The following is a 24076-nucleotide window of genomic DNA, read 5'->3' on the forward strand; positions in this document are numbered from 1 at the left end:
TGTCAGGGGTGCTGCCGACTCCTGCCGACGACATCCCGCTGATCCCCCGGCGCCGATGTCCCGGTGACCTCGGCGTCCCACTGGCCATGATCACCCAGGCCGGGAGGGTCGGCCACCGCAACAAGACCGCGCACCGCCGAATCTGCAGGTCACCGTGGGGCGACCGGCCCCCGTCGTTACGCGAGCGAGACCAGATCGGCGAAGTCGGCGCTCCAGGTGTCCTCGGTGCCGTCGGGCAGGATGATCACCTTGTCGGGGTTCAGTGCGTGCACCGCGCCCTCGTCGTGGGTCACCAGCACGATCGCACCCTGGTAGGTGCGCAGCGCCTCGAGCACCTGCTCGCGGCTGGCCGGGTCCAGGTTGTTGGTCGGCTCGTCCAGCAGCAGCACGTTGGCGCCGGAGACCACCAGCGTGGCCATCGCCAGCCGGGTGCGCTCACCACCGGACAGCGTGCCGGTCCGCTGGTCGACTGCGTCGCCGGAGAAGAGGAAGGCACCGAGGATCCTCCGCAGCTCGGTGTCGGTGCTGCCCGGAGCCGAGGACCGCATGTTCTCCAGCAGTGTGCGGTCCATGTCGATCGTCTCGTGCTCCTGCGCGTAGTACCCGACCCGCAGCCCGTGCCCGGCCTTGACCTCGCCGGTGTCGGGCTGCTCGGTGCCGGCCAGCATGCGAAGCAGGGTGGTCTTGCCCGCGCCGTTGAAGCCGAGGACGACGACCCGGGTGCCCTTGTCGATGGCCAGGTCGACGCCGGTGAAGATCTCCAGCGAGCCGTAGCTCTTGCTGAGGTGCTCGGCGGTGAGCGGCGTCCTGCCGCACGGGGCCGGCGTCGGGAAGCGCAGCTTCGCGACCTTGTCCTGCACCCGGACCTGCTCCAGGCCCGCGGCCAGTCGCTGGGCGCGCTTGTCCATGCTCTGTGCGGCCTTGGCCTTGGTGGCCTTGGCCCGCATCTTGTCCGCCTGGGCGGAGAGTGCGTCGATCTTCTTCTCGGCGTTGGCGCGCTCGGACCGGCGGCGTCGCTCGTCGGTCTCCCGGGCGTCCAGGTACCGCTTCCAGCCGAGGTTGTAGACGTCGACCGTGGCGCGGTTGGCGTCCAGGTGCCACACCTTGTTGACGACGGCGGCCAGCAGCTCGACGTCGTGGCTGATGACGACCAGCCCGGCGCGGTGGCTGGCCAGGTAGCCCTTGAGCCAGACGATGGAGTCCGCGTCCAGGTGGTTGGTGGGCTCGTCGAGCAGCAGCGTGTCGGCGTCGGAGAAGAGGATCCGGGCCAGCTCGACGCGGCGGCGCTGACCACCGGAGAGGGTGCGCAGCGGCTGCTGGAGCACCCGGTCGGGCAGGCCCAGGTTGGTGCAGATCCGGGCCGCGTCGCTCTCCGCGGCGTACCCGCCGAGTGCGGCGAACTGGTCCTCCAGCCGCCCGTACTGCCGGACGGCGCGGTCCATCTCGGCGTCGTCGGCGGGCTCGGCCATCGCCACCTGCGCCTTGGTCAGCTTCGCCTTCAGCACGTCCAGGCCGCGGCCGGACAGCACCCGGTCGCTGGCGGTGATGTCGAGGTCGCCGCTGCGCGGGTCCTGCGGGAGGTAGCCGAGCTCGCCGGTCACCTCGACCTTGCCGGCGTGCGGCACGCGCTCCCCGGCGAGGGTGGTCAGGGTCGTCGTCTTGCCAGCACCGTTGCGCCCGACCAGCCCGATGCGGTCACCGGGCTGGACCCGCAGATCGGCGTCGCTGATGAGGATCCGGGCGCCGGCACGCAGCTCGAGGCCGGTCGTCGTGATCACTGACCCCATGATAGGCGCTCGACCGCCATCGGCCGACCGGATTGCCGGGTGACCTGCACGTCACCTGGGGTACGCAGGACACCAGCCGTGGTCGCACGCGACGGTCCAGAGAGCGGAGGTGAGCGGTGCCCGGCAGCCCCGAGGTGGTCTACCCACCGCCGCTGGGCAGTCCCCCGCCGACCACGGCCCCGCCGGCCACGGCGCCGACGGACACCGGCACGGGCGACGTCGCCCCCCAGCAGGTGCTCCTGGGTGCCGGCGCGGTCGCCGTGGTCGCCGCCGGCGCGGCCACGCTCACCGACGCCGGTTCCGTCCCGGGCCTCCTCGTGGTCGCCCTGCTCACCGTCGCCGCGACCCTGGGGTCGCTGCGAGCCGGGCACCGGGGCCTCCGCAGCAGCGAGGAGGCGCTCGCCTCCGCCGCCGTGGTGCTCGCCGCCGTGGCCGCGTGGTCGGCCGGGGACGGCCCCGGCGGCCCGAGCGCGGTGCTGCTGTCCCTGCTCGCCGCGGTCTTCGTCGTCCTCGGCCTGATCACGCGGACGACGCTCACCTGGCCGATCGCCGCCTGGGGAGCCGGGCAGGGGGCGGTGCTGAGCGCGCTGACCGGCTCCGGGCTGTCGCTGGCCCCGCACGCCTCCGCCGTGCTGGCCACCGCCGTCGCCGGGCTGGTCGTCACGCTGGCCGTCCGCCGGGCCGTCGCGGCGGTCACCCTGGTCACCGCGGCCGCCTGGTGGGTGACGGGGGTCGTCGAGGCCGCCGCGCACGTGTGGACGACGGAGTCGGTCGCCGCCGCGCTGGTGCCCTCGGCGCTGATGCTGCTGGCGGCCGGCGCCCTGCTCGCGTTGCGCCGCCGAGCGGACCTGCTGCCCCTGCTGGGCCCCCCGGCCGCCGTCCCGGTCCTGGCCGGGCTGGTGGCCGGGGCGGCCGTCGCCGGGCTGCTGCAGGCTTCGGGGCCCGTCGGGGTCATGACCAGCGGCTACCTCGGCCTGGCGCTGGCGACGGTGGTCGGTGCGGTGGCCTCCCCGGGACCCGCCGGCCCGCTCCGCCCGTCGGGTCTCGCCGCCGCCGCGGTGCTCACCGGGCTGGCCGTCGTCCAGCTGCTCGGGTCGGGGCGCTGGTCGGCGCTGGCTGCCCTGGTCGCGGTCGCCGCCGTCCCCGCGCTGGTGGTCGCCGCCCGGCGGCCCAGCGACCGCCGCTGGGCGCTGCCGGCCGTGGTGGGCTGCCTGGCCGCCGCCGTGCTGCTGACCGAGGCCGACGGCGGTCTCGGGTCTGCGCCGGCCGGTCAGCTGCTGGTGCTGTTGTGCCTCCTGGCCCTCGGCGCCGGGACCGCCCTGCGCGGGCAGCCGGCGGAGCTGCCGTTGACCTGGACGGCCGCGGCGGTCGCCGCTGCCGGGCTGGCGCAGCTGGTCGGCACCGGACACCTCACCGGCCTGGCCCTCGCCCTGGGCGTCGTCGGCGCGGGCTTCATCGCCTCGGGCGCGGTCACCGACCGGGCACGCGTCCGGGCCGGTGGGTGCGCCGCGCTGGTCGTGGCCGCCTGGCTGGCCGCCGGCAGCGCCGGGATCGGGGTGCCGGAGGCCTACACGCTCCCGGCCGCCACGGTGCTGTGGCTGTACTCAGGACGACGGCTGGCCAGCGGCGCGTCCTGGCCGGCCTGGGGCCCGGGGCTGGTGGTCGCCTTCGTCCCGTCGGTCTGGCTGGCGGCCACAGAACCGGACCTGCTGCGGCTGGTGCTGGTCGTCCTCGCCGCCACGTCCTGCGCGACCGCGGGCAGTCGCTGGCAGGTGCAGGCCCCGCTGGTGGTCGGGGCTGCGTCGTTGACCGCAGTGGCTCTCGGTCGGCTCGTCGTCCACCTGCCCCTGACCGGTCTGCTCGCCGTCGGCGCGGCCGGCGCCGTCATGCTCGCCGCTGGCGCGGTCTACGAGCAGCGACGGACCCGAGCCCGCGCAGCCTTCGCCCGCGTCGCTGACCTGCGCTGACTCCCCCGCTACAGCGGCTGTAAGCGCCCATCCCGGGCCCACCGGCGAAGGACCCCCGGACTCCGAGCACGATGAGCCCCAGGGTCAGGAGCCGAAGAGGACCTCGGCGCCGACCGGGCGCCAGGCGGCCGCGAGGAAGGACCGCAGCGAGGCGGTGTTGGCCGGGGCGACCTGCGCCCACAGCGGCTCGCCGCCGGGTACGAGCGCCGGGGCGGCAGCAGCCAGCGCGGTGCCCAGGCCACGGCCCCGGGCCGACGGGTGGACCTCCACACTGGCCTCCCACCGGCCGGCGACACCACGGCCGAGGACCAGCAGGGCGGCGCTGTCCGGCGTCGTCCACACCCGCACGCCGGAGCGGTGCCACAGCGCCCGCCGCACCCTCGGGTGCTCGCCGGGCGCGACCTCCGCGAGCTCCAGGCTCGGGCGCACCGGGGCCGGCGGAGCGATCAGCAGCGCGTCCAGCACCCCGGGCTCCGCGCCCACCTGGTCGGCCAGCGCCGACAGGAAGCGGGCGCCCAGCGGTGCCTCGATCGGCTCGCGCGCGACCTGCGCGGCCACCCAGCCGGGGTCGACGTCGGCGGCCACGACGTGCCAGCCGGTCCCCCCGACGACGAGTGCCGGCGCCCGCCGTCCGTCGAGGAGGGCAGGCGCCGGCACTGTCGTGACGGTCGCGGCAGCTGGCGGGGTCTCCCCCACAGCCAGCTGGTCGAACAAGGTGCGGAGCTGCAGGACTAGACCCGGAAGCCGAGGGCCCGCAGCTGCTCGCGGCCGTCGTCGGTGATCTTGTCCGGGCCCCACGGCGGCATCCAGACCCAGTTGATCCGGATGTCGCCGACCAGGCCGGGGCCGGGGCCGCCGGTGAGGGCCTGGCGGGCCTGGTCCTCGATCACGTCGGTCAGCGGGCAGGCCGCCGACGTCAGCGTCATGTCGATGATCGCGACGTTGGCGTCGGTGTCGACGTCCAGCCCGTAGACGAGACCGAGGTCGACGACGTTGACGCCCAGCTCAGGGTCGACGACGTCGCGCATGGCCTCCTCGAGGTCCTCGATCAGGGCGGACTTGCCGCCGTACAGGCCGGCGTCGGGGGTGGTGGGCTCGGTCATCTCAGTTCGCCTCATTCGTCGTGGAGAGGGCGCGGGCGCTCGCGTCCTTCAGCGCCATCCAGCTCATCAGTGCGCACTTGACCCGTGCCGGGTACTTCGAGACGCCGGCGAACGCGACGGCGTCCTCCAGGTCGTCCTCGAGCTCCTCGGCCACGGTCGCGTTGCCCTTGCTCTGCATCAGCGTCATGAACTGCTCGCCGGTGCGCATCGCCTCGGTCACGCTCTTGCCGATCACGAGGTCGTACATCGCCGAGACCGAGGCCTGGCTGATCGAGCAGCCCATGCCCTCGTAGGAGACGTCGGCGATGGTCTCGCCGTCCAGGTGCACCCGCAGGGTGACCTCGTCACCGCACGTCGGGTTGACGTGGTGCACCTCGGCCTCGAACGGGTTGCGGAGACCGCGCCCGTGGGGGTTGCGGTAGTGGTCCAGGATGATGTCCTGGTACATCGACTGCAGCTGCATCACTTCACCTCGCTGGGTGCAACACCGAAGAAGCGCTGGGCTTCCCGCACGCCCTCGACGAGTGCGTCGACGTCGTCGTACCCCGTGTGCACGTAGAACGTCGCCCGGGTGGTGGCCGGGACGCCGTAGCGACGCACGACCGGCCAGGCGCAGTGGTGCCCGACCCGGACGGCGATGCCCAGGTCGTCGAGGACCTGCCCGACGTCATGCGGGTGGATGCCCTCGACGGTGAAGCTGATCGCGCCCCCGCGGGCCACGGTGTCCGGCGGGCCGATCACGGTGACGCCGGGGATGGCCTGCAGCTGCTGCAGCGCGTACTCGGTGAGGGCCTCCTCGTGGGCCTGCACCGCGTCCATGCCGAGTCGCTGCAGGTATTCCACGGCGGCGGCGAGCCCGATGACCTGTGCGGTCATCGGCACGCCGGCCTCGAAACGCTGCGGCGGGGGCATGAACGTGCTGCCCTCCATCCGGACGACCTCGATCATCGAGCCGCCGGTGAGGAAGGGCGGCAGCGCGTCGAGCACGTCGTAGCGGCCCCACAGCACGCCGACCCCGGTGGGGCCGAGCATCTTGTGACCGGAGAACACCAGGAAGTCCGCACCCAGCTCGGTGACGTCGACCCGCTGGTGCGGCACGGACTGGGCGCCGTCGACCAGCACCAGGGCGCCGACCTCCCGGGCCCGGGCGACGACGTCGCCCAGCGGGTTGATCGTGCCCAGGATGTTCGACTGCTGGGTCACCGCGACGAGCTTGGTGCGCTCGTTCACCACGGTGGCCAGGTCGGACAGGTCGAGCCGGCCGTCGTCGGTGAGCCCCAGCCAGCGCAGGGTCGCCCCCGTCCGCTCGCACAGCTGCTGCCAGGGCAGCAGGTTCGCGTGGTGCTCCATCTCGGTCACGACGATCTCGTCGCCCTGACCGACGGCGTACCGGCGGAACTCCGGCTCCTTGGCCGTCGCCGCGTTGGAGAGCGCGTAGGCGACCAGGTTGATCGCCTCGGTGCTGTTCCGGGTGAAGACGACCTCGTTCTCCGGCGCCCCGATGAAGGCCCCGATGGTGGTGCGCGCCGCCTCGTAGGCCGCGGTGGCCTCCTCGGCCAACTGGTGCGCACCGCGGTGCGGAGCGGCGTTGACGTTCTCGTAGAACCACCGCTCGGCGTCCAGGACGCTGGTCGGCTTCTGCGAGGTCGCGCCGGAGTCGAGGTAGACCAGCCGCTTCCCGTCCCGGACGGTGCGGGACAGGATCGGGAAGTCCGCCCGGATCGCCTCGACGTCCAGCGGGAGCGGCACCTGGTGCGCCCCGGCGGGACGCGAGACGGTCTCGGTCATGCGGATGCAGCCTCGCTGGCGGCCTGCTCGTTCGAGTCCTTGACGTAGGCGGCGTAGCCCTCGTCCTCGAGCTTCTGCGCGAGCTCCGGGCCACCCTCGTCGACGACCCGGCCGGCGACGAAGACGTGCACGAAGTCGGGCTTGATGTACTTGAGGATCCGCGTGTAGTGCGTGATCAGCAGGACGCCGACCGGGCTGTCGGCCTTGGCCCGGTTCACGCCCTCGGAGACGACGCGGAGCGCGTCGACGTCCAGGCCGGAGTCCGTCTCGTCGAGGATCGCCACCTTGGGCTTGAGGAGGCGCATCTGCAGGATCTCGTGGCGCTTCTTCTCACCGCCGGAGAAGCCCTCGTTGACGTTGCGCTCGGCGAAGGCGCTGTCCATCTCGAGCGCGGTCATCTCGGTCCGGACGTCCTTCACCCAGGTGCGCAGCTTCGGCGCCTCGCCGGTGATCGCGGTGGCCGCGGTGCGCAGGAAGTTCGACACCGAGACGCCGGGGACCTCGACCGGGTACTGCATGGCCAGGAACAGGCCGGCCCGGGCGCGCTCGTCGACGGTCATCGCGAGGACGTCCTCGCCGTCGAGGGTGACGGTGCCGCCGGTGATCGTGTACTTGGGGTGCCCGGCGATCGAGTAGGCCAGGGTCGACTTGCCCGACCCGTTGGGGCCCATGATCGCGTGGGTCTCGCCCGCGCGGACGGTCAGGTCGACGCCGCGGAGGATCTCCTTGGTCTCGTCCCCGTCGCCGACGGTGACGTGCAGGTCGCGGATCTCGAGCACGCTCCCGGCCGAGAGGCCGGTGGCGGCGGGGGTCGCGGTGGGGCTGGTCACGGGTGTGTCGCTCCTCAGATGCTGGTCGCGGCGAGGGGGGCGTCGACGTCCACCAGGACGTCGTCACCCTCCACCCGGACCGGGTAGACGGGGACCGGCTCGGTGGCCGGGAGGTTCGTGGGCTGGCCGGTGCGCAGGTCGAAGCACGAGCCGTGCAGGGCGCACTCGATGGTGGGCGCCCCGTCGACGTCGTCGACGTCGCCGTCGGTCAGCGGGACGTCGGCGTGCGAGCAGACGTCCTGGATCGCGTAGACCTCACCGTCGAGCTGGACGACGGCGACATCGATGTCCGCGAGCTCGATCCGCAGGGAACCCTCCTCGGGCACCTCGGACAGCGCGCAGACCCGCTCGTACGTCACGCGCCGACCTCGACCGGCTGCTCCTCGAGGTCCGGCAGGGCACCGAGGCGCGCCTCGATGGTGCCCATCAGCCGGTCCTGCAGGGCTGGGACGCCGATGTGCTGCACGACGTCGGCGAAGAAGCCGCGCACCACGAGCCGGCGGGCCGTCTCGGCGTCGATCCCGCGGGAGCAGAGGTAGAACAGCTGCTCGTCGTCGAACCGGCCGGTGGCGCTGGCGTGACCGGCGCCGACGATCTCGCCGGTCTCGATCTCCAGGTTCGGCACCGAGTCGGCGCGGGCGCCGTCGGTGAGCACCAGGTTGCGGTTCAGCTCGTAGGTGTCCGTGCCGGTCGCGGCCGGCCGGATCCGCACGTCGCCGACCCAGACGGTGTGCGCCTTCTCCCCCTGCAGCGCGCCCTTGTAGACGACGTTGCTGCGGCAGTTCGGCGTGCCGTGGTCGACCCAGAGCCGGTGCTCCTGGTGCTGGGTCTCGTCGGCGAAGTACACGCCGTAGAGGTCCGCCGAGCCACCGGGGCCGGCGTACTGCACGTTGCTGACCAGCCGGACCAGGTCACCGCCGAGGGTGACCACGACCTGCTTGAGCGAGGCGTCCCGGCCGACGACGGCGTCGAACTGCCCGCCGTGCACCGTGCCCGGCGCCCAGTCCTGCACCGAGACGACGGTCAGCTGCGCACCGTCACCGAGCAGGAAGGCGACCCCGCCGGAGTAGCGGGCCAGCCCCGAGTGGTCGAGGACGACGGTCGCCTGCGCGAACGCCCCCACCTCGACGACCAGCTGGCCCCAGACGACGTCGTCGCGGCCGGTGCCGGCGAGACCCAGGGTGACCGGGCGGTCGAGCACGGCCTCCTTGGCGATCCGGAGCACGGCTGCGCCGCCGCTGCGCTGACGGGTCAGCGCGGCCAGCCGGTCGACCGGCTCGGGCAGGCCCTTGAGCAGCGGGTCACCGGCCTCGACCGAGGTCAGCTCCGCACCCTCGGGCAGGTCGGACTCCCACGTCAGGTGGGCGTCCGACGGTGCGCCGTCCAGCAGCGCGCGGACGCGGCGCATCGGGGTGAAGCGCCACTCCTCCTCGCGACCGGTCGGTGCGCCGAAGGCGTCCGGGTCGGTGGAGGTGAGCCGCTCGGCCGGCGAGCCGGTGGGCGCCGGCCCGCCGTGCGAGTGCGACCCGGGGGGCGTGTCGCCGGCGGTGCCGGTGCCGGCCGCCGGGGTGGTCGGCGGCCCGGCCTGGGCCCCCACGCCGGGAGCGAAGAGCTCGCCGGCGAGGGTGGCCGAGTCCGTGGTCAGGGTGGTCTGGTCGTCAGTACCGGTGTTCTGTGGAGCCGACATCAGCCGACGGCACCTTCCATCTGGAGCTCGATCAGGCGGTTGAGCTCGAGGGCGTACTCCATCGGCAGCTCCCGGGCGATGGGCTCGACGAAGCCGCGCACGACCATCGCCATCGCCTCGTCCTCGGAGAGCCCTCGGCTCATCAGGTAGAAGAGCTGGTCGTCGCTGACCCGCGAGACGGTCGCCTCATGGCCCATCGACACGTCGTCCTCGCGGACGTCGACGTAGGGGTAGGTGTCCGAGCGGCTGATGGTGTCGACCAGCAGCGCGTCGCACTTCACCGTCGACTTCGAGCCGTAGGCACCCTCGTCGACCTGGACCAGCCCGCGGTAGGAGGTGCGGCCACCACCGCGCGCCACCGACTTCGACACGATCGTCGAGGAGGTGTGCGGGGCGGCGTGCACCATCTTGGCGCCGGCGTCCTGGTGCTGGCCCTCGCCGGCGAAGGCGATGGACATGACCTCGCCCTTGGCGTGCTCGCCGGTCATCCAGACGGCCGGGTACTTCATCGTCACCTTGGAGCCGATGTTGCCGTCGACCCACTCCATGGTCGCGCCCTCGTGGGCCACGGCCCGCTTGGTGACCAGGTTGTAGACGTTGTTCGACCAGTTCTGGATGGTCGTGTACCGGCAGCGCGCGTTCTTCTTGACGATGATCTCGACGACCGCGGAGTGCAGCGAGTCGGTCTTGTAGATCGGCGCGGTGCAGCCCTCGACGTAGTGCACGTAGGCGCCCTCGTCGATGATCATGAGGGTGCGCTCGAACTGGCCCATGTTCTCGGTGTTGATCCGGAAGTAGGCCTGCAGCGGGATCTCGACGTGCACGCCCTTGGGGACGTAGATGAACGAGCCACCCGACCACACGGCGGTGTTCAGCGCGGAGAACTTGTTGTCACCGGCCGGGATCACCGAGCCGAAGTACTCACGGAACAGCTCGGGCTGCTCGCGCAGCGCCGTGTCGGTGTCCAGGAACAGGACGCCCTGCTCCTCGAGGTCCTCGCGGATCTTGTGGTAGACGACCTCGGACTCGTACTGGGCCGCGACACCGGAGACCAGCCGCTGCTTCTCCGCCTCGGGGATGCCCAGCTTGTCGTAGGTGTTCTTGATGTCGTCGGGCAGGTCCTCCCACGAGGTGGCCTGCGCCTCGGTCGACCGCACGAAGTACTTGATGTTCTGGAAGTCGATGCCGGAGAGGTCGGAACCCCAGTCGGGCATGGGCTTCTTCCCGAAGATCTTCAGCGCCTTCAGCCGGCGCTCGAGCATCCACTCGGGCTCGTTCTTGCGGCGCGAGATGTCGCGGACGACGTCCTCGTTGATGCCGCGGGTGGCCGAGGCACCGGCGGCGTCGGTGTCGGACCAGCCGTACTTGTAACGGCCGAGCGCATCGATCGTCTCGTCCTGCGTCATCGGCGCGCTGGGCACCGGCTGCGTGGTGGTCATGCGGGGGTCCTCTCCCGGTCGATCGAGGGGGTGGTGCGAGTGCTGGCGCCGGCGCCGGAGGGCGTGGCGCGACCAGCAGGTACAGGGCGTGCGGGGGTGGCTTTGTTCCCGGCCTGGGAGCCGGCGCGGAGTCCGGCCCGGAGGGCCAGCTGCGCGGGGATGTGGGTCGTGCAGATCCCGTCGCCGTGGGCGATCGTGGCCAGCCGCTGGACGTGCGTGCCGACCAGCCGGCTGATCACCGCCGTCTCAGCCTCGCACAGCTGCGGGAACTCGGCCGCGACGTGGGCGACCGGGCAGTGGTGCTGGCACAGCTGCCCGCCGCTGGAGATCGCCGAGGCGGTCGCGGCGTAGCCCTCGGCGGTCAGCGCGACGGCGAGCACCTGTGCCCGGTCGACCTCACCGGCGCCCGGTGCGGCCTCCTCGAGCGCGGACTCGACGGCGGTGGAGCACCGCTGCGCCAGCCCGGAGAGCTGCTGCTCGGCGACGGCGCGGACGGCGTCCGGCCCGCCGTGCTCGGCGACGAACCGCAGGGCGGTGAGCGCCAGGTCGTCGTAGGCGTGCGGGAAGGACTCCCGTCCGGCGTCGGTGAGGGCGAACCGGCGGGCAGGCCGGCCCCTCCCCCGCTGACCGCCGGGCGCCTCGCGCTCGGTGTCACGGCGTCCTCGCTGGCGCTCGGCCACCGCGACTCCCAAGGTGCCCTGTCCACTGCGTGGCTTCGCCAGCTCAGCCACGTGGCCGGCGGCGACCAGGCCGTCGAGGTGCCGGCGCACCGCGGCCGGGGAGATGCCCAGCCGGCCGGCCAGCTCGGCGGCGGTCTGCGGGCCGTGCTCGAGGAGGAGGCTGCTCACCCGGTCACGGGTGCGCCCGTCCTCGGCCGGCGCACCGGCGGAGGGGACGGCGGCTCGGGCCGCAGCGGATTCCACAACACGATTGTGTGCTTAATCGGCGAGCCCGCAAGGAAGGTCGGCCTTACCTGCGGGCTGCCGGAGAGGCGCGTCACACGGCGGCGGAACCGCCCAGGGGGGCCGCTGCCGGATCGATCGGACCAGCGGCGAGGGGCCCCACGGTCAGTAGCATCGGTGCCGTGTCGGTCCTTCCCTCGCGGGTGCGCAACTCGACGGTCTCCCGGCTGGCGCTGGCCAGCGTCGTCGCCAACGGCCTGATCGTCCTCACCGGCGGGTTCGTCCGGCTGACCGGCTCGGGGCTGGGCTGCCCGACCTGGCCCCGGTGCACCGAGGACAGCTTCACCACGACGCCGGAGCTCGCCGCCCACGGCGTCATCGAGTTCGGCAACCGGCTGCTGACGTTCGTCCTGGTGGCCATCGCCGCGGCCACGTTGATCGCGGTCCTCCGGTCCGCCCGCCGCGACCTCCGTCTGCTGGCCGTGCTGGCGTTCCTGGGCATCCCCGCACAGGGCGTGGTGGGCGGGATCACCGTGCTCACCGGCCTGAACCCGTACACGGTCGCCGCACACTTCCTGGTCTCCACCGCTCTCGTGGCCCTGACGACCGTCATGTGGCTGCGGTCCCGGGAGCCGGGGGTGGGTCAGCTGGTCGTGCGCCGCCCCTTCGCCCTGCTGGTGTACGGCATCGCGGCCACGACGGCGGTGGTCCTGGTGCTCGGCACCGTGGTCACCGGCAGCGGCCCGCACAGCGGCGACCCCGAGGCCGGCCGCACCGGCTTCGACCCGGCGCTGATGAGCCAGCTGCACGCCGACGCCGTCTTCCTGCTGCTCGGGCTGACGATCGCGCTGCTGGTGGCGCTGTACGCCACCGACTCCCCCGGCCGGGTCCGCCGGGCCGCCCGCGACCTGCTGACCGTCCTGCTGGCCCAGGGGGTCGTCGGCTACGTGCAGTACTTCACCCAGCTGCCCATCCTGCTGGTGCTGCTGCACATGGCCGGCGCGGTGCTGACCTCCGCCTACGCCGCCCGGCTGGTGTGGTCGGTGCGTGGTCCCGCCTCCGAGCTGCCGGTCGAGGCCTCGCTGGAGCGCGCCGCCGCCACCCACTGACGGGGCCAGCTCGGCGTCGAGCAGGCGCCGAGCGGGCGCGACGGAGCGAGCCCGGCCCCGCCCACACCCGCGCGTGCTCGGCCCTCGGCTCCGGTGATGTGCAGCTGCGGCTGGTCCAGTGGCCAGAACCGGCCGTGGGTGCACATCGCCTCACCCGCTGGGCACGCCACCGCTGGCCGCGCGGTGGGTGGGTGCGTCCTCCGTCAGACGAGGACGTCGGCGACCAAGGCGATCGACAGCAGCGTCATGTAGGTGATCGACACCGAGAACAGCCGCATCGGACGGTCCGGGACGTCGGCCTTGATCCGCCGCAGCCAGGCGTGCGACTCCGCGACGTACCAGGCGCCCAGGCCCAGGGTGGCGACGCCGGTGACCCAACCCAGCTGCGGCGTCGCCGGGACCATGAGCAGCGACGTGCCCAGCGTGCCCCAGGCCCAGGCGACGGACTGGCGCCCGACGGTGACCGGCCCGGCGACCACCGAGAGCATGGGCACGCCGGCCCGGAAGTAGTCGAAGCGGAAACGGCTGGCCAGCGCCCAGAAGTGCGGCATCTGCCAGCAGAAGACGATCCCGAAGAAGACGAAGGCGGGCCAGTCCAGCGAACCGGTGACCGCGGCCCAGCCGATGAGCACCGGAGCGGCACCCGGCAGGCCACCGAACACGGTGTTGTGCCTGGTGCGGCGCTTGAGCACCATCGTGTAGAGCACCGAGTAGGCGAGCACCGCGGCCGCCGCGAGGGCCGTGGCCAGCGGAGTGGTGAACAGCCCGAGCAGGACCAGGGAGACCCACGCCAGCAGCACACCGAAGACCAGCGCGTTGCGGGGCGCGATCACCCCGCTGGGGATCGGTCGGTCGCGGGTGCGCGACATCAGCCGGTCGATGTCCCGGTCGTACCAGCAGTTGATCGTGTTGGCGGCCCCGGCGGCGAGCATGCCGCCGACCAGGGTGGCCACGACCAGGCCGGTGCCCGGCCAGCCCCCGGCCGCGAGCATCATCGCCGGCAGCGTGGTGACCAGCAGCAGCTCGACCAGCTTCGGCTTGGTCAGCGACACGTAGGCCGCCACCGTCGCGCGGGCGGAACGCACCGGCCGGGCGCGACCGACGGAGCGGTCGGCGATCGCCGTCACCGGGGGCCCAGGAGCGCAGCGTCGCGCGGGCAGCAGGGCACCACGAGGTCCTTCTCCGCCGGGGATGGGGTAGCCCGCCCACTGTAGCCCGGCCCACCTACGGGGAATGGCCGGACACCACTAGGGTTTGATCACGTTGACTCTGCGCGTGATGCGGGTAGGGCGGACGTCGAGGACGACGGCGCGCCCACGCTCACGACCTCCGACCGCGCCGACCGGGGCGGCCGTGGTGCGCATCGTCGTCCGCCCGGGGTGAACTGCCCCCCGCGCCCCCGGGCGGGTCCGACACCGACCGATCCCCGAGGGAGCTCCGAGCGCCACATGACCAGCGACAACGGAACCAAGAGCACCGCAGCCGAGGCCCCCGCCGAGGCCGCCACCGACTCCTCGACCGGCTCGCCCCGCCAGCCCAGCCCGACCCTCCCCGAGGGCTTCGGTGACCTGGACCGCGCGGCCATCGACACCGCGCGCGTCCTGGCCATGGACGCAGTGCAGAAGGTCGGCAACGGCCACCCCGGCACCGCGATGAGCATGGCCCCGGTCGCCTACCTGCTGTTCCAGAAGTGGCTCGAGCACGACCCCAGCGACCCGAACTGGGCCGCCCGCGACCGCTTCGTGCTCTCCATGGGCCACTCCAGCCTGACCCTCTACGTCCAGCTCTACCTCGCCGGTTACGGCCTGGAGCTGGAGGACCTGCAGGCGCTGCGCACCTGGGGCTCGAAGACCCCGGGCCACCCCGAGGTCGGCCACACCGCCGGCGTCGAGACCACCACCGGCCCGCTGGGCCAGGGCGTCGGCAACGCGGTCGGCATGGCCATGGCCGCCCGCCGCGAGCGCGGCATGCTGGACCCTGACGCCGCCGAGGGCGAGAGCCTGTTCGACCACACCATCTGGGCCTTCGCCTCCGACGGTGACCTGGAGGAGGGCGTCAGCGGCGAGGCCTCCTCGCTGGCCGGCACCCAGCAGCTGGGCAACCTCGTCCTGGTCTACGACGACAACAAGATCTCGATCGAGGACGACACCACCGTCGCCTTCACCGAGGACGTCGGCGCCCGCTACGCCGCCTACGGCTGGCAAGTCCAGCACGTCGACGACGGCGAGGACCTCGCGGCCGTCGACGCCGCCTTCGCCGCCGCCAAGGCCGAGACCACCCGCCCGTCGATCATCGTGCTCCGCACGGTCATCGGCTGGCCGGCGCCGAACAAGCAGAACACCGGCGCCGTGCACGGCTCGGCGCTCGGCGACGACGAGGTCAAGGCGACCAAGGAGATCCTCGGGTTCGACCTGGAGAAGTCCTTCGACGTCGCCCCCGAGGTCATCGAGCACACCCGCAAGGCCGTCACCCGCGGCCAGCAGGCACACGCCGAGTGGCAGCAGCGGTTCGACGCCTGGACCGCGGCCAACCCCGAGGGCGCCGCCCTGCTGGAGCGGATGAGCACCCGCACCCTCCCCGAGGGCTGGGCGGAGAAGCTGCCGTCCTGGGACGCCGACCCCAAGGGCGTCGCCACCCGCAAGGCCTCCGGTGAGGTCCTCGCCGCCCTCTACCCCGAGCTGCCCGAGCTGTGGGGCGGGTCGGCCGACCTGGCCGAGAGCAACAACACCGCGGTCAAGGGCGAGCCCTCGTTCCTGCCGGCCAGCCGCCAGACCAAGATGTGGTCCGGTGGCCCCTACGGCCGCACGCTGCACTTCGGTGTGCGTGAGCACGCCATGGGCGCGGTCATGAACGGCATCGCGCTGCACGGTGGCACCCGCGTCTACGGCGGCACCTTCCTCACGTTCTCCGACTACATGCGTGGCGCGGTGCGGCTGGCCGCCCTCATGCAGCTGCCGGTCACCTACGTGTGGACCCACGACTCGATCGGCCTGGGCGAGGACGGCCCGACCCACCAGCCGATCGAGCACTACGCCGCGCTGCGCGCCATCCCGGGCTTGGACTTCGTCCGACCGGCCGACGCCAACGAGACCGCGGTGGCCTGGCGCACGATCCTCGAGCACAACGACCGGCCCGCCGGTCTGGCGCTGTCCCGGCAGAACCTGCCGGTGTTCGACCGCACCCAGTTCGCCTCGGCGGAGGGCACCGCCAAGGGCGGCTACGTGCTGGCCGAGGCGTCCAACGGCCAGCCGGAGGTGGTGCTCATGGGCACCGGCTCCGAGGTGCAGATCGCGGTGGCCGCGCGGGAGCAGCTCGAGGCGCAGGGCGTGCCCACCCGGGTCGTGTCCCTGCCCTGCTGGGAGTGGTTCGCCGAGCAGGACCAGGCCTACCGTGAGCAGGTGCTGCCCCCGTCGGTCAAGGCGCGGGTCAGCGTCGAGGCCGGGGTGCCGATGGGCTGGCGGGAGTTCGTCGGCGACGCCGGGCGGATCGTCGGGCTCAACCACTACGGCGCCAGCGCGTCCTACTCGAAGCTGTACGAGGAGTTCGGGCTGACCGAGGACGCCGTCGTCGCAGCTGCACGGGAGAGCATCCAGGCCGCTGCCTCCGGCGCCAACCCGCCGAGCGGTGGCGGCGTCTCCCGCGGCGGGGTCTTCGGCTCCGACGCCACCGCCGACCACTGAGCACGTGACCCCGCCCCGGGTCCCACCGCCGCACACTCGAGGCGGGACCCGGGCCGGGTCCACCACCCGTCGACAACTCCCGAACGGGCCCCCCACCGAGGGGCCTGACCACACCGACAGGAGGGCATGACATGGCCCAGAACGAGAACCTGGCACAGCTGTCGAAGGCGGGGGTCGCCGTCTGGCTCGACGACCTCTCCCGGGACCGCATCCGCAGCGGCAACCTGCAGTCGCTGGTCGACGAGCAGAGCGTCGTCGGCGTCACCACCAACCCGAGCATCTTCGCCGCGGCGATCAGCGGCTCGAAGTCCTACGACGACCAGCTGCACGCGCTCGCCGTCCGGAAGGTCAGCGTCGAGGAGGCCCTGCGGACCATCACGGCCGCCGACGTCCGCGACGCCTGCGACCTGCTCGCGCCGGTCGCGGCCCGGACCGGCCGCGACGGCCGGGTCTCCCTCGAGGTCGCGCCGGGCCTGGCGCACGACGAGGACGCCACCGCCGCCGAGGCCGCCCACCTGTGGTGGCTCGTCGACCGGCCGAACCTCTTCATCAAGATCCCGGCGACGCAGGCGAGCCTCCCGGCGATCACCACCTCGATCGCCAAGGGCATCAGCGTCAACGTGACGCTGATCTTCAGCCTCGACCGCTACAAGGCCGTCATGGACGCCTACCTCTCCGGCCTGGAGCAGCGGCTGGCCGAGGACCCGGAGGCCTCCTTCGAGGGCATCGAGTCGGTGGCGTCGTTCTTCGTGTCCCGGGTGGACAGCGAGATCGACAAGCGGCTGGACGCCAGCGGAGCGGACGCCTCGCTCAAGGGCAAGGCCGGCGTGGCCAACGCCCAGCTGGCCTACCAGGCCTACGAGGAGGTCTTCTCCTCCGACCGCTGGAAGGCGCTGGAGGCCAAGGGTGCGAGCAAGCAGCGCCCGCTGTGGGCCTCCACCGGGGTCAAGAACCCCGACTACTCCGACACCCTGTACCTGTCCGAGCTCATCGCCCCGGACACGGTGAACACCATGCCGGAGAAGACGATGCAGGCCTACGCCGACCACGGCCAGGCCGGCACCCCGGTGCAGTCGGCCTACGCGGACGCCGAGAAGGTCATGCAGGCGGTGGCCGACGCCGGCGTCGACCTCGACGACGTGTTCCGCGTCCTCGAGGACGAGGCCGTGCAGAAGTTCGTCGACGCCTGGGACGAGCTGACCGGCTCGGTGCAGGAACAGCTGCAGGACAAGGCCTGACCCGCCGGGGCCCGGGGGGCGGCACACCCGTCGCCCGGGCCCCGCGCAGGTCCGCCTGTGCACCACCCTCTGGACACCGTCCGCCGTCCGGTCCGGCGCCGCACCGGACGGCGGCACCCTGCGAGCTGATCGAGGACGGACACGATGCCCACCAACCCGTTGCGCGACCCACGGGACCGGCGGCTGCCCCGGGTCCCCGAGCCCTGCGCCCTGGTCGTCTTCGGGATCACCGGGGACCTCTCGCGCAAGAAGCTCCTCCCCGCCGTCTACGACCTGGCGAACCGGGGGCTGCTGCCCACCAACTTCGCGCTGCTGGGCTTCGCCCGCCGCGACTGGGGTGACGTGGAGTTCTCCGAGCTGGCGCGTTCGGCCGCGCGTGAGCACGCCCGCACCCCGTGGCGCGAGGAGGTCTGGGAGCGGCTGGCGAACAGCGTCCGGTTCGTCCAGGGCTCCTTCGACGACGACGACGCCTTCGACGAGCTGGCCAGCAACCTGGCCGAGCTCGAGGGCAGCCACGGCATCGGCGGCAACGCCGCGTTCTACCTGTCCATCCCGCCGGCGCTGTTCCCGACCGTGCTGAAGCAGATGCAGCGCACCGGGATGGCCGAGAGCAGCATGGACCGCTGGCGCCGCGTCGTGGTGGAGAAGCCCTTCGGCACCGACCTGGCCTCCAGCCGCGAGCTGAACGAGCTGGTCGACTCGGTGTTCACCGCCGACGACGTCTTCCGGATCGACCACTACCTGGGCAAGGAGACGGTCCAGAACCTGCTGGCCCTCCGCTTCGCGAACTCGATGTTCGAGCCGATCTGGAACGGCCACCACGTCGACTCGGTGCAGATCACCATGGCTGAGGACGTCGGCATCGGCGGGCGGGCCGGGTTCTACGAGAAGACCGGCGCGGCTCGCGACGTCCTGCAGAACCACCTGCTCCAGCTCCTGGCCCTGACCGCCATGGAGGAGCCGGTCGAGTTCTCCGCGGAGGAGATCCGCACCGAGAAGCTCAAGGTCCTCCGGGCGGTCTCCGTCCCCGCGGACGACGACATGGTCCAGTTCGCCATCCGCGGCCAGTACGAGCAGGGCTGGCTCGCCGGTCAGCGTGCGTTCGGCTACCGCCAGGAGGAGGGCGTGGCCACCGACTCCACCACCGAGACCTACGCCGCCGTCCGGCTCGGCGTGGAGACCCGGCGCTGGGCCGGCGTCCCGTTCTACCTGCGCACCGGCAAGCGGCTGCCCCGCCGGGTCACCGAGATCGCCCTGGTCTTCAAGCGGGCTCCGCACCTGCCCTTCGCGCCCACCGACACCGAGGAGCTCGGCCACAACCAGCTCGTCATCCGGGTGCAGCCCGACGAGGGCATGACGCTGAAGTTCGGCTCCAAGGTGCCCGGCAGCGTGATGGAGGTCCGCGACGTCGCGATGGACTTCCTCTACGGCGAGCAGTTCACCGAGGCGAGCCCCGAGGCCTACGAGCGGCTGCTGCTCGACGTGCTGCTCGGCGACGCCACGCTGTTCCCCCGGAACGCCGAGGTGGAGGCCTCCTGGGCGGTCATCGACCCGCTCGAGGCGTACTGGGCGTCCACCGAGCCGCACCCGTACCGGGCAGGCGAGTGGGGTCCGCGGGCCGCCGACGCCATGCTCGAGGCCGACGGCCGCCAGTGGCGCCGACCGTGAGCGGCCACCCACCCACCGCCCGCGCGACTCCCCAGGAGGGGACCTCATGACCACGCTGTGGGACACCACCGGATCCGCGGTGGTCAAGGAACTGGCCGCCCAGCGCCGCACCGGCGGCGCCGTGATGAGCGGGGTGGCACTCACCCTGGTCGTCGTCGCCGACGAGGGCCGGGTGGCGGAGGCCGAGCAGGCCGCGTCGGCCGCGGCCGAGGTGCACCCCTGCCGGCTGCTGATCGTGGTCCGCCGTCAGGTCGAGGCGCCGGTGCCGCGGCTGGACGCCGAGGTGCTCATCGGTGGCCGGCTGGGCCCGGGCGAGGCCGTCGTCATGCGGATGTACGGCCGGCTGGGTCTGCACGCGGAGTCCGTCGTGCTGCCGCTGCTGGCCGCCGACGCCCCCGTCGTCACCTGGTGGCACGAGGCGCCGCCGGAGCAGATCGCCCGGGACGCGCTCGGCGTCATCGCCGACCGCCGGATCACCGACTCCGCCATGAGCGCCGACCCGGTGGCCGCGCTGCGGACCCGGGCGCACGACTACGCGCCCGGTGACACCGACCTGGCGTGGACCCGCAGCACCCCGTGGCGGGCGACCTTGGCCTCGACGCTGGACTCGGTCTCCGGTCGCCGTGGCGACTCGGTGCGCGTCCGGGGTGGGCAGGTCGAGGGAGACCCGGAGAGCGCGACCGCCCAGTTGGTCGCCGGCTGGCTGTCCGCCCGGTGCGGCTGCGACATCCCGGTGGTCGGCACGGCACGGGTGCCCGGGTCCGCCGGCATCGACAGCGTCGAGCTGCGACTGGACCAGGACGAGGTGGTCCGGGTGCAGGACGACCGCAAGGGCGGCGCGGTCATCAACCAGCCGTTCCGCCCGGAGGCGATCGTCGCACTGCCCGACCGCAGTCTCGGTGAGCTGATCGGTGAGGAGCTCCGCCGGCTGGACTCCGACGAGCCGTACAGCGAGGCCCTGGAGGCGGTGACCGGGGCGGCCGGTCTCTCCGACCGGCCGGCCTGCCGTGACCACGTCTGGTACGACCCCATGCGGCCACAGCAGACCTCCGAGCCGGTCAACGGCAACGGCAACGGCAACGGGGCATCGGCCGCGACGCCGGCCCCCACGGTGCCCGACGACTCGGCCGACGCCGACGAGGTGGCCGAGGCCGGCGAGCCCGACTCCCCCGCCGACGACTCCGCCGAGCAGGGGGCCGTCCAGGCCCCCGACGCACCGTCGGCGGCAGGCGGCAAGGCACCGGCCAGGAAGGCGCGCACGCGATGAGCCAGCAGGAGGACCAGACGCCCGACGTGGTCGTGCTGCCCGACGCCGACCACCTGGCCCGCTCCGTGGCCTCCGCGCTGGTCGCCCGGCTGGCCGCCGCCCAGGCCGTGCACGGGACGGCGTCGGTCGTGCTCACCGGCGGGGGCATCGGGACGGCGGTGCTCGAGCGGGTCGCCGCACTGGCCGCCGAGCCCGAGCACGCCGTCGTCGACTGGGGCCTGGTGGACGTGTGGTGGGGTGACGAGCGCTTCGTGCCGGTCGACCACCCGGACCGCAACGAGCTCGGGGCCCGCGAGTCGCTGCTGACCAAGGTGGCGCTGGACCCGGAGCGGGTGCACCCGATCCCCTCCTCCGACGCGGGCTTCGACGAGCCGGAGGAGGCAGCGGCCTGGTACGCCGACCAGCTCGCCGCAGTCGCTGGTGACGGCGAGACGATGCCCCGGATCGACGTGTTGCTGCTGGGCATGGGGCCGGAGGGCCACGTCGCCTCGATCTTCCCGGAGTCCCCGGCGGCCACCGACGACCGTCCGGTGGTCGCGGTCCGCGACTGTCCGAAGCCGCCGCCGACCCGGGTGAGCCTCGGGTTCACGGCGATCACCGCGGCGGAGGAGGTCTGGCTGCTGGTCAGCGGCGAGGGCAAGGCCGAGGCCGTCGCCCGGGCGCTGTCCGGCGCCGACCCGGTCCAGCTCCCGGCGGCCGGGGCGCAGGGCAAGCAGGCCACCCGCTGGCTGCTGGACACCGCAGCGGCCGGCCAGCTCCCCCGCGCCTGAGCCCAGGACAGCCGAAGGCCCGGTCACCCCAGCTGCTCATGGGGTGACCGGGCCCGGTGACGTGCTGGAACGGCCCCGCTGCAGGGTCCCGCCGCGAGCGCGCGAGTGGCGGGGGGCAGCGGGGTCCTTGATCAGGCGCCGCGACGGGCGCGCAGGCGGCTCAGGGCCTCTTCCAGCAGAGCGTCACCGTCCGCATCCGACCGGCGCTCCCGGACGTAGGCGAGGTGCGTCTTGTACGGCTCCGTCCGCGGCGCCGGCGGCGGGTTCTGCTGATCGGTCCCGGCCGGGAGCCCGCACCGAGGACAGTCCCAGGTCTCCGGGACGTCGACGTCCGTCGCGAAGGCGACCCGCGACTCGTGGTTGTTCGCGCACCAGAAGCCGATCCGGTTCCGAGGCGCTGCCTCGCCACGTTCGGCCTCACCCATCGGTCCCGCACCGACCCGGCTCCCCCGGATCGCGTTCCCACCAGCCACGAGAGGCCCCCCTGATCGCTGCCACGTCGCGGTGACTGAGTTGATCACCGCGGGGGCAGTCTAGGGCCTGACCAGCCCGTTCAGGGTCACGATGTGAACACCCTGTGTGCCGCCACGCGCCCTTGCACCGATGGGAACGATCGCACGGGCCGGCCCGCACAGCGGCCCTCTCCCGGGGGCCCGCGCCGGGCTCGTGAGGAGAGGGTCGTTCGTCAGACCTTGAGCAGGATCCCGAGCGCCACGATGCAGACGGCCCACAGCAGACCGGCGAAGACGGTCAGCCGGTTGAGGTTCTTCTCCACCACCGAGCTGCCGGACAGCTGCGAGGACACCGCACCACCGAACATCGAGGACAGACCGCCGCCCTTGCCGCGGTGCAGCAGGATGAGCACGATCAGCAGCAGGCTGGTGAGCACCAGCAGGACGTTGAGGAACAACTCCATCGTTCTTGGTCTCCTGTCCCGTACACAACGGGGTGGGTGGGCTCGCACCCGTCGGGTCGGGGGCTCTCGACGGTCCAGCCTAACCGACGGGGCCAGGGCATCCGCTCAGCCAGGGCCGGTCAGCGGACGCCGGCCGTCGCGACGTCGTAGCCCCCGTAGGGCTGCATGACCACGCCGTTGCGCAGCCGCTGGCCGGCCAGCAACTGCACCCGGTTCTCCACCAGCGGGACGTAGGCCGACGTCTCCTGCACCGCGTACCCGACCTGGCGCCAGGCGTCGGCAGCCGCGGCCGGCTCGGTCGCTGCCCGGGCGGCGTCCACCAGCCCGTTGACGGCCGGGTCGTCCAGGTACGCGTAGTTGGTGTTGCCGACCTTGCGGATCGAGCGCCCGTCGACCAGTGGGAGCAGGAAGGACGCCGAGGTCGGGAAGTCCGCGGTCCAGGTGGCGAGCACCATCCCGTATCCCGCGGCGGTCACCGCATCGGGGTTGCCGACGTCCGTGGCGTAGTAGGTGGCCGGGTCCAGCGGGCGCACCTCGACGGCGATCCGCACCTCCGCGAGGTCTGCAGCGATGGCCTCGGCCACCTCGACGCTGGACGGCACGTCCGGGACGGCCAGCACCGTGCTGAAGCCGTCGGGCTGACCGCAGGCGGCCAGCGCCGCCCGTGCAGCGGCCAGATCCGGCTGGGGGTCGGACTCCTCGGGGGCTCCGGCGACCGCGCGCGGCCAGAGCACCGACGTCCGCACGGCGTTGCCGGCCCCCAGCAGGGCCTGCTGCACGGCCGACCGGTCGACCGCGGCAGCCACGGCAGCCCGGCAGGACGGGTCGTCCATCGGGGCCACCGTCGTGGGCAGGGCCAGCAGCCGGACCGTGCCGGTGGTGACGTCGTCGATCCGCGCGGCCAGGTCCTCGTCGTCCAGCCGGCTGGTGGTGGCCTGCTGCACGCCGGTCCCGGAGAGGTCCGCGTCGGCCGACCCGGCCAGCAGGGCCTGGTCGCGGGCGACGCCGGAGAGACCGGTGCGCACCACCACCTCGTCCGGCAGGGCGGTGCGGACGTCGTCGGTGGCCGGGTCCCACTGCGGGTTGCGGGACAGCACGATGCCGGCCACCGGGTCCACGGAGGTGATCAGGTAGGGGCCGGAGCTGACCGGACGGGCACCGTAGTCGCCGCCGGTGTCGCTCTCCGCCGGCACCGGGCTGCTCGAGGGCAGGGCCATGACGAAGGGGAAGTCCGGCGCCGGACTGGTGAGCCGGAAGACGATCGTCCGGTCGTCGGGGGTCTCGATCGAGGCCAGCCCCAGCCGGTCGGCGGTCTCGTCCTGGTAGGGCCCGGCGTAGGGGTCCGCCGGGTCGTCGAGCAGGTCGACGACGTAGGTGGGGCCGCCGACGACCACGTCGGAGGCGAAGGAGCGTTCGATCCCGTACTTCACGTCGCGCGAGGTGATCGGCCGGCCGTCCTCGAACCGCACGCCCTCGCGCAGGGTGAAGGTCCAGGTGCGGCCGCCGTCGGTGCTGGTGCCGAGGTCGGTGGCGAGGTCGGGGACCAGTTCGTCGGTGCTGCCCGGCTCGGCGGAGTAGGTGACCAGGGTGCGGGTGTACAGCCGCATCAGGTTCCACACCGACGGCATGTAGGAGCGCTGCGGGTCCAAGCTGTCGATCTCGCCGGTGACCAGCCGCAGCGTCCCGCCGGGCTCCTCCGAGGGTGCGCGCACCCCCTCGACCCCGCTGTCGGGCTCCGCCGCCACGGTCGGCACCCCGGCCAGCCCGCTGTTCTCGCTGCCACAGCCGGTCAGCACGGCCAGGGCGGCGGCCAGGAACACGACGACGACCGACCGCCCCGCTCCCCGAGGGGTGCGCTGGGCGGCCGGTCGCCGTTCCGTGCTGTGCGTCAACGTGGGTGCTGCTCCGCCCGGTCAGTGCCGGCG

General features: G+C 73.0%; 21 protein-coding genes. 7 read left to right on the forward strand and 14 right to left on the reverse strand.

The window, feature by feature from the left end; all coding sequences use genetic code 11:
• Positions 1-176 precede the first annotated feature (176 nt).
• Positions 177-1778, reverse strand: a complete 1602-nt coding sequence (locus IN07_RS18930) for an ABC-F family ATP-binding cassette domain-containing protein (RefSeq protein ID WP_036338656.1) — start codon at positions 1776-1778, stop codon at positions 177-179.
• Positions 1779-1903: 125 nt separating this feature from the next.
• On the opposite strand from IN07_RS18930, the gene IN07_RS18935 reads away from it, so the two are divergent.
• Entirely contained in the window at positions 1904-3754 is a 1851-nt protein-coding gene (locus IN07_RS18935; RefSeq protein ID WP_036338659.1) for an SCO7613 C-terminal domain-containing membrane protein, read from the forward strand.
• A gap of 84 nt (positions 3755-3838) precedes the next feature.
• Here IN07_RS18935 and IN07_RS18940 read toward each other — a convergent pair whose 3' ends face one another.
• From IN07_RS18940 to IN07_RS18980, 9 genes are all read right to left on the reverse strand, one after another.
• Positions 3839-4411, reverse strand: coding sequence for a GNAT family N-acetyltransferase (locus IN07_RS18940; protein ID WP_052091492.1), 573 nt, complete (start codon positions 4409-4411; stop codon positions 3839-3841).
• A 74-nt stretch (positions 4412-4485) separates the two neighbouring features.
• Positions 4486-4857, reverse strand: coding sequence for a metal-sulfur cluster assembly factor (locus IN07_RS18945; RefSeq protein WP_036338662.1), 372 nt, complete (start codon positions 4855-4857; stop codon positions 4486-4488).
• 1 nt (position 4858) lies between these two features.
• Positions 4859-5320, reverse strand: a complete 462-nt coding sequence (gene sufU, locus IN07_RS18950) for a Fe-S cluster assembly sulfur transfer protein SufU (protein WP_036338665.1) — start codon at positions 5318-5320, stop codon at positions 4859-4861.
• On the reverse strand, positions 5320-6645 hold the full coding sequence (locus IN07_RS18955) for a cysteine desulfurase (protein WP_052091493.1): 1326 nt from the start codon (positions 6643-6645) through the stop codon (positions 5320-5322). Before IN07_RS18955 ends, sufU begins: the two co-directional genes overlap by 1 nt.
• Positions 6642-7475: a Fe-S cluster assembly ATPase SufC gene (gene sufC, locus IN07_RS18960; protein WP_052091494.1), complete on the reverse strand. Its 834-nt coding sequence runs from the start codon at positions 7473-7475 to the stop codon at positions 6642-6644. Before sufC ends, IN07_RS18955 begins: the two co-directional genes overlap by 4 nt.
• Before the next feature lie 14 nt (positions 7476-7489).
• Positions 7490-7834 (reverse strand): Rieske (2Fe-2S) protein, encoded by a 345-nt coding sequence (locus IN07_RS18965; protein ID WP_036338668.1) that lies wholly within the window; start codon positions 7832-7834, stop codon positions 7490-7492.
• On the reverse strand, positions 7831-9162 hold the full coding sequence (gene sufD / locus IN07_RS18970; RefSeq protein WP_036338671.1) for a Fe-S cluster assembly protein SufD: 1332 nt from the start codon (positions 9160-9162) through the stop codon (positions 7831-7833). Before sufD ends, IN07_RS18965 begins: the two co-directional genes overlap by 4 nt.
• Positions 9162-10601 (reverse strand): Fe-S cluster assembly protein SufB, encoded by a 1440-nt coding sequence (sufB, locus tag IN07_RS18975; protein ID WP_036338674.1) that lies wholly within the window; start codon positions 10599-10601, stop codon positions 9162-9164. The genes sufD and sufB overlap by 1 nt, the downstream gene beginning before the upstream one ends.
• The gene (locus IN07_RS18980; protein ID WP_036338675.1) at positions 10598-11524 is read right to left on the reverse strand and encodes a helix-turn-helix transcriptional regulator; all 927 of its coding nucleotides are present in this window, start codon (positions 11522-11524) and stop codon (positions 10598-10600) included. The genes sufB and IN07_RS18980 overlap by 4 nt, the downstream gene beginning before the upstream one ends.
• Positions 11525-11685: 161 nt before the next feature.
• Between IN07_RS18980 and IN07_RS18985 the strand changes: the two genes are divergently transcribed.
• Positions 11686-12612, forward strand: a complete 927-nt coding sequence (locus tag IN07_RS18985; RefSeq protein WP_036338678.1) for a COX15/CtaA family protein — start codon at positions 11686-11688, stop codon at positions 12610-12612.
• Positions 12613-12815: 203 nt separating this feature from the next.
• On the opposite strand, the gene IN07_RS18990 is transcribed toward IN07_RS18985, so the two are convergent.
• A complete protein-coding gene (locus tag IN07_RS18990) occupies positions 12816-13739 on the reverse strand; it encodes a heme o synthase (RefSeq protein ID WP_036338680.1) in 924 nt (307 codons plus the stop codon).
• Between the two features lie 321 nt (positions 13740-14060).
• Here IN07_RS18990 and tkt point away from each other — a divergent pair, with 321 nt between their 5' ends.
• The 5 genes from tkt to pgl all read left to right on the forward strand — a co-directional run bounded on the left by tkt (position 14061) and on the right by pgl (position 21235).
• Entirely contained in the window at positions 14061-16292 is a 2232-nt protein-coding gene (gene tkt / locus IN07_RS18995) for a transketolase (protein WP_036338683.1), read from the forward strand.
• A gap of 131 nt (positions 16293-16423) precedes the next feature.
• Positions 16424-17530 (forward strand): transaldolase, encoded by a 1107-nt coding sequence (tal, locus tag IN07_RS19000; RefSeq protein ID WP_036338686.1) that lies wholly within the window; start codon positions 16424-16426, stop codon positions 17528-17530.
• 144 nt (positions 17531-17674) lie between these two features.
• A complete protein-coding gene (zwf, locus tag IN07_RS19005) occupies positions 17675-19198 on the forward strand; it encodes a glucose-6-phosphate dehydrogenase (protein ID WP_036338690.1) in 1524 nt (507 codons plus the stop codon).
• A gap of 46 nt (positions 19199-19244) precedes the next feature.
• Positions 19245-20465, forward strand: a complete 1221-nt coding sequence (locus IN07_RS19010; RefSeq protein WP_052091496.1) for a glucose-6-phosphate dehydrogenase assembly protein OpcA — start codon at positions 19245-19247, stop codon at positions 20463-20465.
• A complete protein-coding gene (pgl, locus tag IN07_RS19015; protein WP_036338692.1) occupies positions 20462-21235 on the forward strand; it encodes a 6-phosphogluconolactonase in 774 nt (257 codons plus the stop codon). The genes IN07_RS19010 and pgl overlap by 4 nt, the downstream gene beginning before the upstream one ends.
• 131 nt (positions 21236-21366) lie before the next feature.
• Here the strand turns inward: pgl and IN07_RS19020 are convergent, their stop codons facing one another.
• The 3 genes from IN07_RS19020 to IN07_RS19030 form a co-directional block, all read right to left on the reverse strand.
• Positions 21367-21756, reverse strand: coding sequence for an RNA polymerase-binding protein RbpA (locus tag IN07_RS19020; RefSeq protein WP_442929016.1), 390 nt, complete (start codon positions 21754-21756; stop codon positions 21367-21369).
• A 164-nt stretch (positions 21757-21920) separates the two neighbouring features.
• Positions 21921-22151 carry a preprotein translocase subunit SecG gene (gene secG / locus IN07_RS19025; RefSeq protein WP_036338697.1) on the reverse strand — a complete coding sequence of 77 codons (231 nt, stop codon included), beginning with the start codon at positions 22149-22151 and terminating at the stop codon, positions 21921-21923.
• 119 nt (positions 22152-22270) lie between these two features.
• Positions 22271-24043, reverse strand: coding sequence for an ABC transporter substrate-binding protein (locus IN07_RS19030; protein WP_231558473.1), 1773 nt, complete (start codon positions 24041-24043; stop codon positions 22271-22273).
• Between the last annotated feature and the right edge of the window lie 33 nt (positions 24044-24076).

This window comes from Modestobacter caceresii (genome assembly GCF_000761485.1).
GTDB classification, from domain to species: Bacteria; Actinomycetota; Actinomycetes; order Mycobacteriales; family Geodermatophilaceae; genus Modestobacter; species Modestobacter caceresii.

Excerpts from the sequence above, each read along its gene's own strand:
- IN07_RS18945 (WP_036338662.1), bottom strand. The coding sequence starts at position 4,857 with ATGACCGAGCCCACCACCCCCGACGCCGGCCTGTACGGCGGCAAGTCC.
- sufU (WP_036338665.1), bottom strand. The coding sequence starts at position 5,320 with ATGCAGCTGCAGTCGATGTACCAGGACATCATCCTGGACCACTACCGC.
- IN07_RS18955 (WP_052091493.1), bottom strand. The coding sequence starts at position 6,645 with ATGACCGAGACCGTCTCGCGTCCCGCCGGGGCGCACCAGGTGCCGCTC.
- sufD (WP_036338671.1), bottom strand. The coding sequence starts at position 9,162 with ATGTCGGCTCCACAGAACACCGGTACTGACGACCAGACCACCCTGACC.
- sufB (WP_036338674.1), bottom strand. The coding sequence starts at position 10,601 with ATGACCACCACGCAGCCGGTGCCCAGCGCGCCGATGACGCAGGACGAG.
- tkt (WP_036338683.1), top strand. The coding sequence starts at position 14,061 with ATGACCAGCGACAACGGAACCAAGAGCACCGCAGCCGAGGCCCCCGCC.
- tal (WP_036338686.1), top strand. The coding sequence starts at position 16,424 with ATGGCCCAGAACGAGAACCTGGCACAGCTGTCGAAGGCGGGGGTCGCC.
- zwf (WP_036338690.1), top strand. The coding sequence starts at position 17,675 with ATGCCCACCAACCCGTTGCGCGACCCACGGGACCGGCGGCTGCCCCGG.
- IN07_RS19010 (WP_052091496.1), top strand. The coding sequence starts at position 19,245 with ATGACCACGCTGTGGGACACCACCGGATCCGCGGTGGTCAAGGAACTG.
- pgl (WP_036338692.1), top strand. The coding sequence starts at position 20,462 with ATGAGCCAGCAGGAGGACCAGACGCCCGACGTGGTCGTGCTGCCCGAC.
- secG (WP_036338697.1), bottom strand. The coding sequence starts at position 22,151 with ATGGAGTTGTTCCTCAACGTCCTGCTGGTGCTCACCAGCCTGCTGCTG.